Raw genomic sequence first — 13,057 nt, forward strand, 5'->3', positions numbered from 1 at the left:
AGGCCCCCGGTGTCTTGCCGGGGGCCTTTTGCGTGCGACGAAAGTGGACCGTCCCCGACACCTTCGTCGGAAAGATCCGTTCTGCCTTGACCGTGCCGTAGCGGCATAGTTTCAACTGGGTCATGTCAGCGAGCCGGAGAGGAGGAACGTCGTGGGGTGGAGCACCAGTCAGCTGGCCGATCTCGCCGGCACGACGTTGCGCACGATCCGGCACTATCACGACGTGGGCCTGCTCGCCGAGCCGGAACGCCGCGCCAACGGCTACAAGAGCTACGGCGTGGACCACCTCGTGCGGGTGCTGAGGATCAAGCGCCTCAACGACCTCGGGTTGTCGCTCACGCAGATCGCCGAACTCGGTGACGGCGACGAGCACCCCCGTGAGGCGTTGCACGAGCTCGACGCGGAACTGGCCGCGCAGATCGAACGCCTGCAACAGATCCGCGCGGATCTCGCGCTGGTCCTGCGGCAGGAGACACCGACCGATCTGCCGCCGGACGTCGCGGCGATGATCGCGGACGCGAACCTGTCGCCGCAGGACCGGTCGTTCACGGTGGTGCTGGCCCAGTTGCTCTCGCCGGAGACGCTGGCGCGCTACGCCGAGACGTTGAAGGACTACTCGCGGGATCCGTCGGTCGTGGCATTCGACAACCTGCCGGAGGACGCGGACGAGGAGACCCGGCAACGCGTGGCGGACGGCATGAAAGCGATGCCGTACATGGCCGAGATGCGGGCCGCGTTCCCGGATCCGGCCGGCCTGTACAGCGACGCGCCGCGCGGTGTGGAGCACGCGAGACGCACGGTCATCAAGGTCCTGGTCGAGCTCTACAACAAGGCCCAGCTGGACGTTCTCGTCCGCATGAACGGCTGACTTTCATTGGTTTGGCGCGCCGAGGGGGCGCGTCGTCGGGGAGGTATTTGCTAATGCGAAAAACGATGTCGCTGGCCGCGGTGGTGACCGCGGCAGCAGCACTGGTGATCACGCCGGGGGTGTCGTCGGCGACCACGCCGATCACGGAGATCAAGTGGGCCGCGTGCCCGTCCGACGTGGCGCTGGAGGGTCTCGAGTGCGGGACCATGCAGGTGCCGCTCGACTACCGCAAGCCGGAAGGCCGCAAGACCGAGGTGATGATCTCGCGCCTCGCCAGCAAGAGCCCGGAGAAGCGCAGGGGAATCCTGCTGACCAACCCGGGCGGGCCGAGCGAGGGCCTGACGTTCCCGTTCGTGCTCAAGGCTTTGGGCCTGCCGCAGAGCGTGCTCGACGCGTACGACGTGATCGGCATGGACCCGCGCGGCATCGGCTACAGCTCGCCGTCGACGTGCGACATGACCGAGGAGCAGATGGCGGACGGCAGCGTTCCGCCGTACGCCAACAACTCCGCCGACGTGCGGCAGCGCGCCGCCGAGGTGAAGCAGATCGCCGAGCAGTGCCTGAAGTCGGCCTCGGCCGAGGCGTTGCCGTACAACACGACGCAGAACATCGCGCGTGACCTGGACACGGCCCGTGCGGCGCTGGGCGAGAAGAAGGCGTCGTTCCTCGGGTACTCCTACGGCTCGTACCTGGGTTCGGTGTACGCCACGCTGTTCCCGAAGACCTCCGACCGCGTCGTGATCGACAGCAACCTGCCGAAGACCGGCTGGGACGTCGAGGGCGGCCGGCTGATGGGCCGCGGCGTCGAGGACACGTTCCCGGACTTCGCGAAGTGGGCGGCGGCGCACCCTGAGTACAACCTGGGCACGACGCCCGCGCAGGTGAAGGCCAAGTTCTTCGAGCTGGCCGCCCGCCTGGACAAGAAGCCTTCGGTGGAGGGCATCGACGGCAAGCTGTTCCGCTTCACCGTCTTCACGAAGCTCTACGCCACGGGTGACGCGACGTTCAAGAAGATGGCCGAGTCGTGGCAGGCCTTCGACACCGGCAAGCCGCAGCCGCCGGAGGAGTACCCGCCGGTCGCGCGCGTGCAGGCCCTGCTGGCCGGTCGCCTGAACGTGATCTGCGGCGACTCGGCGTGGCCGACCTCGGTCAGCACCTACGAGCGCAACGTCGCGATCGACCGCATCAAGCACCCGATGTTCGGTGCGGCGGCCGCGAACATCCAGCCGTGCGCGTTCTGGCCGAAGCCGGTCGAGAAGCAGGTCCTGCCGTCCGAGAAGGGCCCGCGCAACGTGCTGCTGGTGCAGAACGAGCGCGACCCCGCGACGCCGCTGGTCGGCGCCCAGTCGACGCGCCGCGCGTTCGGCGACCGGGCCGCGCTGATCACCATCGACCAGGGTGGTCACGGCGCCTACGCGCTCGGCAAGAACAAGTGCGCCAACGACAAGGTCACCGCGTACCTGCTCGGCGGCGAACGTCCGAACGACACCAAGTGCGCAGCTGAAACTGGCTGATCACTGACAGGGCCGGTCCGCTTCCCGCGGGCCGGCCCTTGTCGTGCGAGCGCTCTCACGCTAGCTTGGCTCCCGCACCAACGTCGCCGCCGAGTCCACTGTGGAACGGAGCGGCATGAAGACGTTTACAAGGCTCACCGCAACACTCGTCTGCGCGGCGGCGTTGATCACGCCAGGCACCGCCCAGGCCGCGGACCTGAACGACCCGGCGCTCAAGGACATCGCGATGCAGCTGGTGTCCAGCGCGGAGAACTCCTCTTTGGACTGGCGCGCGCAGTTCGGCTACATCGAGGACATCGACGACGGCCGCGGCTACACCGCGGGCATCATCGGCTTCTGCAGCGGCACCGGCGACATGCTCGACCTGGTCCGCCTCTACCGCGACTGGTCCCCCGGCAACGTCCTGGAGAAGTACCTCCCGGCCCTGGAACGCGTGAACGGCACCCCGTCACACGACGGCCTGGACCCGAACTTCCAGCAGGACTGGCGGCAGGCGGCCCAGGACGGCACGTTCCAGGGCGCCCAGGAACACGAACGCGACCGCGTCTACTTCACCCCGTCCGTGAACAGGGCGAAGCAGGACGGCGTCCAAGCCCTCGGCCAATTCATCTATTACGACGCAATCGTGATGCACGGTGACGGTTGGGGCGATCTGGACTTTTCGTCCATCCGCCAACGCGCCCTCAACACGGGCGCCCGCCCGCCGGCTCAGGGCGGCAACGAAACCCAGTGGCTGCACGCGTTCCTGGACGCCCGAGTGTGGACCATGAAGCAGGAACCGGCCCACGAGGACACCAGCCGCGTCGACACAGCCCAGCGCCGCTTCCTCAACGAGGGCAAGCTGAACCTGGAACGCCCCCTCCAGTGGCACGTCTACGGCGAGCAGTTCGACATCAGGTGACCTGACGATCCGGCGGAAGCGTTCACACACAAGCGTTTCCGCCGGATTGCCTCCCAGAACGGCAATTGTCCGTTTCGCGAATTAGTAAAGACTCTTGCCAATAAAGGTCTACACCCCTTACCGTTGCTCCCACGCCGCCCGGGCCCCCACAATCCCTGCCCCGGAGGGAACTTCGTGAAAATCACTGGTCGCCTCGCGGCCGCACTGCTGACGTGCGCCGCTCTCTTCACCACCACCGTTGGCACCGCCTCAGCAGCCAACCTCGACGAGCCGCGCCTCAAGGACATCGCGATGCAAATCGTGTCCAGCGCGGAGAACTCCTCCACGGACTGGAAAGCGCAGTTCGGCTACATCGAGGACATCGACGACGGCCGCGGCTACACGGCGGGCATCATCGGTTTCTGCAGCGGCACCGGCGACATGCTCGACCTCGTCGAACTCTACAAATCCCGCAAGCCCGGCAACGTCCTGGAGAAGTACCTCCCGGCGCTGCGCAAGGTGAACGGCACCGACTCGCACTCGGGCCTCGACCCGAACTTCACCAAGGACTGGAAGACCGCGGCCAAGGACTCGACCTTCAAGGCCGCCCAGGAATCCGAGCGCGACCGCGTCTACTTCAACCCGGCCGTAGCCCAAGGCAAGGCCGACGGCGTGCGCGCCCTGGGCCAGTTCGCCTACTACGACGCAATCGTCGTGCACGGCGACGGCGGCGACAAGACGAGCTTCACCAACATCCGCAAGCGCGCCCTCGGCAAGGCCAAGCCCCCGTCACAGGGCGGCAACGAAACCACGTGGCTCAACGCCTTCATGGACGCCCGAGTCTGGGCCATGAAGCAGGAAGCGGCCCACGAGGACGTCTCGCGCATCGAAACGGCGCAGCGCGTCTGGCTGAAGGCGGGCAACTTCGACCTGAAGACCCCGCTGAAGTGGAAGGTCTACGGCGACAGCTTCAGCATCAACTAGCAAGCAAGCACAGCACCACAGCAGAAGAGGGACGCTCCGACAGGGGCGTCCCTCTTCGCTTTCAACTCACAACGCAACCGCAGTCGCCAACGCAAGGTGACCACCGTCTTAGCCCGGCGCGCGCACGCAACCGGCGGCCACCAACGCACGCCAACCACCTACGAATCCTGGCGTGGCGACGCGAAGCGAGCCCGAACGGGCTGATCAGCTCTGGGAACCGGTTCCGCCGTTCATGGCGATTGGGGCTTGACCTTGAGGGGCTGGATGCCAACATGTCAGCCCGGCCGGGGACGCTTGTGGACCCCGGCTTTTGAGGCCGATCAGCATCCAGCTAGAGGCTCAAGGTCAAGCCCCAATCGCAACCCACTTCAAACGTCACGACCCGCCGGACCACCCTCGCAAGGTGACGGAACCTCAGGAACGCAACCAACCCCGCTGGAACCGCCACCCAACGCACGCGACTCGACCCGACGACCTACAGCTGAGTCCAATCCAACACAGGCGCAGCAAAGTCCCGAATCGATGCCAGCAACCCGAGCCGAGCCGCCTTCACCGACTCGTCCTCAGCCATCACCAGCACCTCCTCGAAGAAGGTGTTGATCGGCCCGGTCAGCCCCTCAACAGCAGCAAAGAACGCCGCCAGCCCGACACCGTCCCGGGAAACCCCGTCGAACGCCTTGTGCAGCGCCACCTCGGCGGGTTCCGACAACACCGAGGCGTCGTAGGAGGCCTCGACATCCGACGGCACGATCCGCCGGACCCTCTGCAACGCCGCCACCAACGCGTCAAACGACTCATCCCCGGCCAACGCTTCCAACTGCGAAAGCGTCTCATCCGCCAGCACCGGCGAATCGGCCAACGGCAACACGGCCTGCACGAACCGGTGCTCGTGCCCGGCATCCAGCAACGCCTGCTCGTACCGCCGAACCGCGAACTCCCGAGCGGTCTCCAGAGCCTCGGCAGAAACCGAAAGCCCCTCGGCGGCAAGCGAAAGCGCCACCGGCAACGTGATCGCCCGCAGATCGGGGAACGCCCGAAGCACGGTCACCGCGCCCAGAGCCGCCCGCCTCAACCCGAACGGGTCGGAAGACCCGGTCGGCTGAGCGCCGATCCCGAACAACCCGGCCAACAGGTCGAACCGGTCGGCCAACGACAACAACGCCCCGGGCACCGACGAAGGCAGCGTGTCACCGGCAGAACGCGGCAACTCCATCTCCCACAACGCCACCGCGACCTCGGGCGTCTCCCCTGCCCGGACCGCGTACTCGCGCGCCATCACACCGGCCAGCGACGACAGCTCGATCACCATCTGCGACCCGAGGTCGAACTTGGCCAGCGCACCGGCCCGCGCCAACGTCTCCCCGTCCACCTCGACGACGGAAGCGAACCGTGTGGCCAGGGCGGCGATCCGCCCAGCACGATCCGCCATCGACCCGAGCTTGTCCGCGAACGTCAGCTTCGCCAGCCCGGCCTTCATCTCCTCCAACGGCGTCTTCAAGTCAGCCCGCCAGAAGAAGGCAGCGTCCTCGTACCGAGCCCGCAGCACAGCCTCGTTGCCCGCTCGAACCAGATCAGCGTCCACAGACCCGTTGGCCACAGCCACGAAGTGCGGCAACAACGACCCGTCAGCCGCGCGAACCGGCAGGTACCGCTGGTGCTTGCGCATGACGGTGGTCAGAATCTGACCGGGCAGCTCCAGGTACCGCTCCTCGAACGACCCGAGGATCGGCGTGGGCCACTCGACGAGGTTCGTGACCTCGTCCAACAGCCCGTCGACCTCGACCACACCCCCAACCGAAGCGGCCAGTTCCTGAGCGGCCGAAACAATCGAGGCGGCCCGCACCGAAGCATCAGCCTGAATCCCGTGCGAGACGAGGAACTCCAGGTACCCGTCGGCAGACGAAACCGGCACAACCGGCGCGTCCGCAGTCCGATGCACCCGCGTAGAAGTACCGGCGGACAACGAAGAAACAGAAACCGGCACCGGCGTCTGCCCCAGCAACGCGAGCAACCACCGAATCGGCCGGGTGAACGACAGCTTCGGGTCGTTCCACTTCATGTTCTTCTCGGCCCGCAGCTCGACAACGACCTCGGCCAGCAGCCCGCTCAACACCTCGACGGCCCCACGCCCGGCATCGGTCTTCGTCAACGCCACGAACTCGACGTCGTTCTCGACCACCCGCCCCAGAGCGGACACCTCGACACCCTGACCACGAGCAAAGCCCTGCACGGCCTTCGTCGGGTTCCCGTCCGCGTCGAAAGCGGCAGAAACCCGAGGCCCTCGCACAGTCCGCTCGGCGTCCGGCTCGCGCGGAGAAACAGCAGGCACCACAACGACAATGCGACGCGGCGTGCCGTGCACGGTCACCTCGCCGTGCGTCAACCGCGTACCGGAGAGCTTCCCGGCAACGGCCTCCCGCACCGCGGCAACGGTCCGAACGACCTCAGCGGGCGGCAGCTCCTCGGTACCGATCTCGAACAACAACGTCGAAGGCGCCACAACGTCCTCAAAGGACGAAGGAGGAGCAACGACCGCCGGCAACGCGGCAACCCCGAGTGGATGCCCGAGCTCGGCCCGGCGCTCGGCCCACAACCCGGCCACCTCACGCGCCAGCCCGCGCATCCGGCCGAACGCACGCGCGCGCTCGGTGGTCGAGATCGAGCCGCGCGCGTCCAGCACGTTGAAGATGTGCGAGCACTTCAGGACGAAGCTGTGCGCGGGCACCGGCAGGCGCGCGTCCAGCATCCGCCGCGCCTCGGCGGCGAACTCCTCGAACAGGCGCTTGTTGGCCTCGACGTCGGCGTCGTCGAGGTAGTAGCGGGACATCTCGTACTCGGCCTGGCCGAACGCCTCGCCGTAGGAGATGCCGGGTGCGTAGGCGATCTTCTTGAAGTGGTCGACGCCCTGCAGCGCCATCATGATGCGCTCGATGCCGTAGGTGATCTCCACCGAGACGGGGTCGAGCGTCATGCCGCCGGCCTGCTGGAAGTACGTGAACTGGGTGATCTCGAGCCCGTCGAGCCAGACCTCCCAGCCGAGGCCCCAGGCACCCAGCGCCGGCGAGGCCCAGTTGTCCTCGACGAAGCGGACGTCGTGCGCGCGCACGTCGATGCCCAGCGCCTCCAGCGAACCGAGGTAGAGCTCCTGCGGGTCGCCCGGGTCGGGCTTGAGGATGACCTGGAACTGGGTGTGCGTCTGCAGCCGGTTCGGGTTCTCGCCGTAGCGGGCGTCGTCGGGCCGCACGGACGGCTCCACGTACGCGACGCGCCACGGCTCGGGACCGAGCACCCGCAGCACGGTGGCGGGGTTCAGCGTTCCCGCCCCGACCTCGGTGTTGAACGGCTGCACCACGATGCAACCTCGGTCGGTCCAGTACTTGGTCAGCGCGAGCAGCGCGTCCTGCATCGTCAACACGGCAACGAGTCTACGAAACAGACAAAACCGCTGGTCAGGGGGTCTGAATCGGGTGGTCTCCGCCACTGTGTCACCCTGTGCACAACCGAGTGGACCTCCCGCACGTCTACTTGGAGTACCCGGATGTGCTGAGAGGAGTGGGTGTGGACAACCGGCCGCCGCGGCCAGGAGACCCGAACGGGAATCCCAGGCGACCCTCCGCCACCCCGCGCCCCCAGGCGGGCCAGCCCCGCCGCCCGCAGACGCCTCCGCGTGCCTCTGACCAGCCGCCGAGCCGGCAGCCGGGCCGGGCCGATCCGCCCCGCAGGGATCCCCAGAAACGTGCGGAACCGCCGCGCGGCCAGGCGTCCAACCGCGGCGAACCTCCGCGCCGGGAACCGGTGAAGCGCTCGGAGCCTCCCCGCCGCGAACCCCCTCGGCGTGACTCGGCCGCCCGCAGCGAACCTCCCCGCCGCACGTCCGCGGACCGCGAGTCGGCCAACCGCTCCGAGCCGCCGCGCCGGGCGTCCGTCGGCCGCACCGCCCCTCCCCGCGCCACGTCGTCGGCGCCGCGCCCGCGTCCGGTCGCCGACCGCCCGACGGTCCGCACCACGCCCGCGCAGGCGAAAGCCGCCGCACCCCGCCCGCGCCCCAGGCCCGCGGCCGCTCGCAGGCCGAGCAGCGCCCAGCGTGGCGCGTCCACCGGCGCCAAGATCTTCCTCAGCATGCTGTCGGCCACGATCCTGCTGGTCACCGGCATCGCGTGGCAGAACCTCACGGCGTTGACCGACGGTCTCACCAAACAGGACCTGAACCTCGCCGAGGCCGCCGAGAAGCCCGCCGACGGCGCGGTCGACATCCTGCTCGTCGGCATGGACAGCCGCACCGACTCCAAGGGCAACCCGCTGCCGCAGGAGATCCTCAACGAACTGCAGGCGGGTGGCAGCGACGACGGCGGGTTCAACACCGACACGCTGATCCTGCTGCACATCCCGAACGACAGCGGCAAGGCGTACGCCGTGTCGTTCCCGCGCGACTCCTACGTGAAGATCGCGGGAGGGTTTGGGCGACACAAGATCAACTCTGCCTACGGCTACGCCAAGAACGAAGCGGCCGAGAAGCTGCAGGGCAGCGGCAAGCAGGGGCCGGAGGTCGAGATGGAGTCGCGCAAGGCGGGCGCGAACAACCTCATCCAGACCATCCAGGACCTGACCGGCGCGACGATCGACCACTACGCCGAGGTCAACCTGGTCGGCTTCTACGAGATCACCAAGGCCATCGGCGGCATCGACGTCTGCCTCAACACCAAGGTCCGCGACAGCTTCTCCGGCGCGAACTTCCCGGCGGGCCAGCAGACCATCGAGGGCAAGAACGCGCTCGCGTTCGTCCGGCAGCGCCACGGCCTCCCGATGGGCGACCTCGACCGCGTCGTGCGCCAGCAGGTCTTCATGGCGGGCCTCGCCAAGAAGATGCTGTCGGCGGGCGTGCTCACGGACAGCACCAAGCGCAACGACATGATCAAGGCCGTCAGCGGCGCGATTGTGCTCGACGACGGCTGGGACATCACCAAGTTCGCCCTGCAGATGAAGGACATGACGGGCGGCAACATGACGTTCCAGACGATCCCGACCGGCAGGCCGGACCTGGAGACGCCCGAGGACGGCTCGGCGGTCGAGGTGGACGCCGCCGACGTCAAGACGTTCGTCAAGAACCTGGGCAAGGCACCCGCGTCGAACGCCCCCGCCGACCCGAAGTTCGACAAGGCCTCGGTCACCGTGGACGTCCGCAACGCCTCCGGCAGGCCCGGCCTCGCGGCCACGGTGCTCAACTCGCTCACCGCGAAGGGCTTCACCGGCGGCCAGACGGGCAACGCCGACGCCATGGCGAAGTCGGTCGTCCGCTACGGCAAGGGCGGCGAGGCGGGCGCGAACGCGGTCTCCGAGGCCCTCGGCGGCGTCAAGATCGAAGAGGACGTGAACGTGCCCGCCGGCGCGGCCCGCGTCTTCCTCGGCTCCGACTACTCGGGTCCCGGATCGCAGGGTTTCGCCGGATCCGGACTGCTCGCCCTGGACGGTGCGCGTCAGCAACCGGCTGACCCCGCGGCCCCTCCGCCCATCTCCGCAGACGGCGTGCGCTGCGTAAACTGATACTGAGAGTAGAGATGTATAGCCCGTTCGGGGGATTCTCCCAGTAAGTTGCGTAAGCGACGAAGCACCAGCGCCTTCCATCACCGTGAGACCCGCTCACGGGGTGGAGGGACCAGTGCAGACTGCGAACGGCCAAATCGACACAGCGGCGTACCAGCGCGTGCTCGGTGATGAGATCCGCAGCCTTCGCAAGCAGCGCGGATGGACCCGCAAGGAACTGAACAAGCGGTTGCAGACCGAGATCTCGCTGCAGACGCTCGCGACGTACGAGCTGGGCACGCGGCAGTGTTCCGTCGTGCGCCTGGTGGAGATCTGTCACGCCCTGGACGTGCCGGCGCACGAAGTCCTCGCTCGTGTGCACGAACGCTTCTTCGGCGACACCCCGGCAGGGCACCTGACGCTGAGCCTCACCGCGATCGCCGCGAGCGACAACCCGCGCATCCTGCCGTTGAAGCGGTGGGCGGCGGGCCGGCTGCACGCGTTGCCGCCGGGTGCGTCCCCGGAGATCCACCTCGATCTCCCCGCGTTGGAGAACATGGCTCAGCTGTGCCAGTTGCCGACGGTGGAGCTCATCCGGATCCTGCGCGGACTGAGCCGGTAGTTGTACCGAACCCCGTTCACACCAACGCTGGCGGCCGTCCGAAAGGGGCAAAACCCAACGCCGGTAGAGTCTTTGGGGTGAACGATTCCCCCGCCCGCCTCCCTCTGCGGACCGCAGCCGCCGTGAAGCTGGGCAACCTGAGCTCCACGTTGTCGCAGAAGATGGGCCTCGGCGCCGGTGGCATGATCGGCGGCCGGGTCGCGCTGAAGCTCGACCCGCAGGCGCTCGCCCGCCTCACGCAGGGCCGCAACGTCGCCGTCGTCACGGGCACCAACGGCAAGACCACCAGCACGATGATGCTGGCGAGGGCCGTGGGCGCGCTGGGCGAGGTCGCCACGAACCACAGCGGCGCGAACATGCCCGACGGCCACGTCACGGCGCTCTCGAAGCAGCCGGACGCGCCGTACGCGGTGCTGGAGTGCGACGAGGCCTACTTCCCCGCCGTCGCGGGCGCCAGCCACCCGTCGGTCGCGGTGATCCTGAACCTGTCGCGCGACCAGCTCGACCGGGTCGGCGAGGTCCGCACGATCGAACGCTCGCTGCGCGACGCCATCAACAAGCTGCAGAACTGCACGATCGTCGCCAACTGCGACGACGTGATGGTGACGAGTGCGGCTTGGAACGCCCCCAAGGTCGTGTGGGTCGCCACCGGCACCGGCTGGCACCACGACTCGGCGAGCTGCCCGCGCTGCGGCAGCCCGATCCGCTGGCAGGGCGAGCACTGGCACTGCACCGGCTGCGACCTGGCGCGCCCGCACCCGAGCTGGATCACCGCCGACGAGGCCATGATCACGCCGGAGCACCGCAAGCTGGAGCTGCGCCTCACGCTGCCGGGCAAGTTCAACCAGGCCAACGCCGTCATGGCGGCCGCGGCGGCCCACTCGATGGGTGTGCCCGCGGACGAGGCGGTGCGCCGCCTGCGCGGCGTCTCCAACGTCAGCGGCCGCTACCGCACGATCCAGCGCAACGGCCGCAGCGCGCGCCTGCTGCTGTCGAAGAACCCCGCGGGCTGGAGCGAGACGCTCACGGTCGTCAAGGAGGCCAACCACCCGGCCGTCCTGGTGATCAACGCCCAGGAGGCAGACGGCCGCGACCTGTCGTGGCTGTGGGACGTCCCGTTCGAACGCCTGCAGGGCCGCACGGTCATCGCCGCCGGCGAACGCGCCACCGACCTGGCCGTGCGTCTCACGTACGCCGAGGTCCAGCACACGATCGTGCCGGACCCGTTGAAGGCCATCGACCAGATGCCCCAGGGCGCGGTCGAGGTCATCGCCAACTACACCGCGTTCCGCGACTTGAATGCCAGGGCTGCCGCTGATGAGTGAGTCGACAATCCAGATCGCGCTCGTGCTGCCGGATCTCCTCGGCACGTACGGCGACTTCGGCAATGCCGTGGTCCTCGAGAAGCGCATGAAGTGGCGCGGCATCAAGGCCGAGATCGTGCCGATCAACTACGGCCAGCCGGTGCCGGACTCGTGCGACATCTACGTCGTCGGCGGCGGTGAGGACACCGCGCAGACGCTGGCGGTGAAGCACCTGCGCGAGCACCCCGGTCTGCAGCGGGCCGTCACGAAGAACGCCGTGGTGCTGGGCGTGTGCGCCGGCATCCAGATCTTCGGCGAGAGCTTCACCCGCGCCGACAACGTCACGCACCCCGGCATGGGCCTGATCGACTCGTCCTCGCACGCGGGTGGCAGCCGTGCCATCGGCGAGGTCGTGGCGGAGCCGGCGAACGGCCTGTTCGCGGGCCCGTTGATCGGCTTCGAGAACCACCAGGGCCGCACCACGCTGGGCCCGGCCGCACGGCCGTTGGCGCACGTCAAGGTCGGTACCGGCAACGACGGCAGCGTCGAGGGCGCCGTGCAGGGCCGGATCGTCTGCACCTACCTGCACGGCCCGGTGCTGCCGCGCAACCCCGCGCTCGCGGACATGCTGATCGAGTGGGCCACCGGTACGAAGGTCGCTCCGATCGACCTGCCCGCCGTCACCGCTATGCGGGCTGAGCGGGTTCGGGCAGCCTCTTAGCAACACCTGGCCAGATCACGGCCATCACGTAGTCGGTTGCGAGCGCAGGTCCTACTTTGGGCCTGCGCTCCATCCACACAGCGAGCCGTTCGGTCGCCCCGACGACTATCTCCGCGAACGCCTCGGACTCCAGCGGGTCGATGTCCGGCGTGAACGACGCCAGCACGGCCCCGATCATGTCCGTCTGCTGCTGACGGATGCCTTCCACCTCTTCCTGTGCCGACGGCACGGCCACGGCCGCCTCCTGCCGCAGCAGCGCCCACGACTTGCGGTGCTCGTCGATGAACTCGAAGAACGCCAGCAGCCCCAGCCGGAGGAACTCCTCGGGGTTCTGCGCGCCCGAGATCGCCGCCGCCGTCTTCTCCCTCAACTCGGTGCGCGCCCGGTGGATGCACCCGATGAGCAGGCCTTCCTTCGAGCCGAAGTACTCGTAGAGCATCGGCTTCGAGACGCCGACGCGTTCGGCGATCTCGTCCATCGACGTGGCCAGGTACCCCTGCTCGGCGAAGATCTCCTCCGCGACCGTGAGCATTTGAGCCATGCGCTGGGCCTTGGGCATGCGGCGCCGCGGAGCAGTCACGAAAGGAGTCTACCGCTCGTAACTTACTTCGAGTAACCTACTGCGAAGTAGCCACCGCGAGCGG

10 protein-coding genes are annotated in these 13,057 nt (G+C 68.1%); 8 read left to right on the plus strand and 2 right to left on the minus strand.

What is annotated here, in order from left to right:
• The first annotated feature begins 151 nt into the window (after nucleotides 1–151).
• From JNUCC0626_RS26015 to JNUCC0626_RS26030, 4 genes are all read left to right on the plus strand, one after another.
• Complete coding sequence (locus JNUCC0626_RS26015) at nucleotides 152–868, plus strand: MerR family transcriptional regulator (RefSeq protein WP_394613391.1); 717 nt, start codon at nucleotides 152–154, stop codon at nucleotides 866–868.
• 53 nt (nucleotides 869–921) lie between these two features.
• Nucleotides 922–2,382 carry an alpha/beta hydrolase gene (locus JNUCC0626_RS26020; protein WP_394613392.1) on the plus strand — a complete coding sequence of 487 codons (1,461 nt, stop codon included), beginning with the start codon at nucleotides 922–924 and terminating at the stop codon, nucleotides 2,380–2,382.
• A 115-nt stretch (nucleotides 2,383–2,497) separates the two neighbouring features.
• On the plus strand, nucleotides 2,498–3,283 hold the full coding sequence (locus JNUCC0626_RS26025; protein ID WP_394613393.1) for a chitosanase: 786 nt from the start codon (nucleotides 2,498–2,500) through the stop codon (nucleotides 3,281–3,283).
• Between the two features lie 174 nt (nucleotides 3,284–3,457).
• A complete protein-coding gene (locus JNUCC0626_RS26030; protein ID WP_394613394.1) occupies nucleotides 3,458–4,246 on the plus strand; it encodes a chitosanase in 789 nt (262 codons plus the stop codon).
• Nucleotides 4,247–4,721: 475 nt separating this feature from the next.
• Here JNUCC0626_RS26030 and JNUCC0626_RS26035 read toward each other — a convergent pair whose 3' ends face one another.
• Nucleotides 4,722–7,652 carry a glycine--tRNA ligase gene (locus JNUCC0626_RS26035; protein ID WP_394622098.1) on the minus strand — a complete coding sequence of 977 codons (2,931 nt, stop codon included), beginning with the start codon at nucleotides 7,650–7,652 and terminating at the stop codon, nucleotides 4,722–4,724.
• A gap of 389 nt (nucleotides 7,653–8,041) precedes the next feature.
• Here JNUCC0626_RS26035 and JNUCC0626_RS26040 point away from each other — a divergent pair, with 389 nt between their 5' ends.
• The 4 genes from JNUCC0626_RS26040 to JNUCC0626_RS26055 all read left to right on the plus strand — a co-directional run bounded on the left by JNUCC0626_RS26040 (nucleotide 8,042) and on the right by JNUCC0626_RS26055 (nucleotide 12,413).
• Nucleotides 8,042–9,787 (plus strand): LCP family protein, encoded by a 1,746-nt coding sequence (locus JNUCC0626_RS26040; protein ID WP_394613395.1) that lies wholly within the window; start codon nucleotides 8,042–8,044, stop codon nucleotides 9,785–9,787.
• Between the two features lie 115 nt (nucleotides 9,788–9,902).
• Nucleotides 9,903–10,388, plus strand: coding sequence for a helix-turn-helix domain-containing protein (locus tag JNUCC0626_RS26045; protein WP_394613396.1), 486 nt, complete (start codon nucleotides 9,903–9,905; stop codon nucleotides 10,386–10,388).
• A gap of 77 nt (nucleotides 10,389–10,465) precedes the next feature.
• The gene (locus JNUCC0626_RS26050; RefSeq protein WP_394613397.1) at nucleotides 10,466–11,713 is read left to right on the plus strand and encodes a MurT ligase domain-containing protein; all 1,248 of its coding nucleotides are present in this window, start codon (nucleotides 10,466–10,468) and stop codon (nucleotides 11,711–11,713) included.
• Nucleotides 11,706–12,413, plus strand: coding sequence for a type 1 glutamine amidotransferase (locus tag JNUCC0626_RS26055; protein WP_394613398.1), 708 nt, complete (start codon nucleotides 11,706–11,708; stop codon nucleotides 12,411–12,413). Before JNUCC0626_RS26050 ends, JNUCC0626_RS26055 begins: the two co-directional genes overlap by 8 nt.
• Here JNUCC0626_RS26055 and JNUCC0626_RS26060 read toward each other — a convergent pair.
• Complete coding sequence (locus JNUCC0626_RS26060) at nucleotides 12,379–12,954, minus strand: TetR/AcrR family transcriptional regulator (RefSeq protein ID WP_394622099.1); 576 nt, start codon at nucleotides 12,952–12,954, stop codon at nucleotides 12,379–12,381. The two genes, JNUCC0626_RS26055 and JNUCC0626_RS26060, sit on opposite strands and share 35 nt — an antisense overlap.
• Between the last annotated feature and the right edge of the window lie 103 nt (nucleotides 12,955–13,057).

This window comes from Lentzea sp. JNUCC 0626 (genome assembly GCF_043632865.1).
In the GTDB taxonomy this organism is placed as follows: domain Bacteria; phylum Actinomycetota; class Actinomycetes; order Mycobacteriales; family Pseudonocardiaceae; genus Lentzea.